We start from the raw sequence: 2,044 nt of genomic DNA, 5'->3' as shown, positions 1-2,044 counted from the left end.
TTTAACGTGAAAGAGCCCGGCTTCTGAACGAGCGAAGTCCTGACCGCAGCAGGTCATCGGAGCGAAGGCGGCCTGAATCAGGCGGGTCGCGGGATGAAGCCGAACTTGGTCAGCGCCTTGATCCAGCGAGGGGCATTGCGTTGAACGGAAAGCGCTTCATAGTCGGTGGCCGAATCCCGGTAGTGTTGGCCACGGTTGAGCATGAAGAAGATGGTGCGCAGTAGCTTGTGGGCCAGCGCGACGATGGCTCGTTTATGGCCGCGTCGCACGATCAAGGACTGGAACTTCGACTGGAAGACGGATTGGGTTCTGCTGGCCGCATGAGCGAACTCGCAAAGGAGTCGGCGGACATAGGGATTGCCCTTGCGTACGCGTCCTGATTTGCGTTTGCCTGCCGACTCGTTGTTGCCCGGACAGATTCCGACCCAGGATGCCAATCGGTCGGCGCTGCCGAAGGCATCCATGTCAGTGCCGATTTCCACCAGCAGCATCGCCGCGCCGATGAGATCGACGCCGGGCAGGGTTTGCAGCAAGGCCAAGGCGTTTCGCTCATCGGTTAGCGCGTCGAGCAATCGGGCGTCGAAACGCGCGATACGGGCTTCGATTTCCTCGATGTGGCGCATCAGTTCGTCGAGCACAAAGCGATGGCTGTCGGTCAGTTCGCCCTGCAAGGCATCGAAGATTTCTTCGCGACTGGCCTTGAGTCGCCGACTGGCGAGCTGGAGCACCTCGTGCGGCGACTGCCCGTCGATGATGGCTTTGACCATGGCCCGTGCCGATTGCCCATGCAAATCGCTGACCACGACGCCGAGCCGAACCCCGCCATCGGTCAGCACTTTGTGCAGCCGGTTCTTCTCGGACGCAAGTTGCCCGACCAGCTTCTGTCGTTGCCGCGAGATCAGGCGCAGTTCGCGAAGTTTTGCCGGCGGCACGAACGAGCCGCGCAGCAGTCCGGCGCGCGCCAGCGTCGCCAGCCACTGCGCATCGCCCACGTCGGTCTTGCGCCCCGGAACGTTCTTGACATGCCGGGCATTGACCACCTGCGCGCGGATGCCCACCACCTCCAGCGCGGCGTACGGACTTTTCCAGTAAATGCCCGTGCTCTCCATGACCACTTCGTCGGGAGACAGGGCCGCTGCCCAGTCGGCCAAAGCGCGTCGATCCCGCTTGAACGCACCGAATTGCCGTTGCTCGATACGCACTGTGCCGTCAGCGTCTTCGATGATCGCGCAGGCAGTGATCTGCGCCTGATGCACATCGAGTCCAATGACCCGTTTGTGAAGCGCTGTCAGTTCCATGTGCCCTCCTGTCCAATTACACTCAACAACGGAAGGTGGCGGGAGCCGGAACTGAAACTGCCTGAAGGCGACAAGTCGCCGACGGCCTGTTTAACGTGCGCTCACTGTGGAAGCAATCCGGGGTACGAGTCAGTTCGGCGGGTCACGTTAGCTTGCGGGGTCGAGCCGCCAAAATATTGCGCGACCTCTCCCCGCCATCCTCCACCCCGTAGTCTCTTTCATCATCAGGGGTGGCGCGAGTCGCAATGATCGTTAGTGAGCGGCGCGCCGTGCTGCGACGTGTTCGGCCTTTGTTGGGCGGCCACGCCGCCTGGGTGCTGGTGGAGGCTGATCAGGCAAGGCGGCAGCGGGACTCCGGTGATGATCGGATTCCAGTTTTTGTTCCAGCCAGGCTTCAACGTCTGAGGGTCTGAAGCGCAGAAGCTTGCCCAGCTTCGTGACCCGGGGGAGGTCGCCGCCTACCGAGTGGCGGTTGTAGATGGTCTGCTTTGCGATGCCCAAAAGATTTGCCAGTGTCTCAGGGGTGAGAAGTTGCTCCACGGTCCATTTTCCAGCGTGAGCAGTCACATGACTGCCCAGAGTGTAGGTAATAAGGACCGGTTTACTTTTCTTCCTGGCCGAAGTTGGGCCCGTGGTGCTGTGGGATGTTCCGATTTTGCAGCACTTCTGCAGCAATTTTGCAGCACTTAGTGCTGCAAAAACTGGTAGCATGAAGTAATGAAGGGTATAGAAGTGCGTTGATTTTA

At 60.2% G+C, this 2,044-nt stretch carries 2 protein-coding genes; both read right to left on the bottom strand.

The window, feature by feature from the left end; translation table 11 throughout:
• Positions 1 to 77: 77 nt before the first annotated feature.
• Positions 78 to 1,298 (bottom strand): IS110 family transposase, encoded by a 1,221-nt coding sequence (locus ACPT9U_RS17580; protein WP_435751902.1) that lies wholly within the window; start codon positions 1,296 to 1,298, stop codon positions 78 to 80.
• Positions 1,299 to 1,550: 252 nt separating this feature from the next.
• Positions 1,551 to 2,044 (bottom strand): helix-turn-helix transcriptional regulator (locus ACPT9U_RS17575; RefSeq protein ID WP_435751901.1); only part of this gene is annotated, 494 nt, incomplete at its 5' end.

The organism is Thauera sp. AutoDN2, assembly GCF_051280715.1.
In the GTDB taxonomy this organism is placed as follows: Bacteria; Pseudomonadota; Gammaproteobacteria; order Burkholderiales; family Rhodocyclaceae; genus Thauera.
This window is presented reverse-complemented; position numbering and strand designations above follow the sequence as displayed.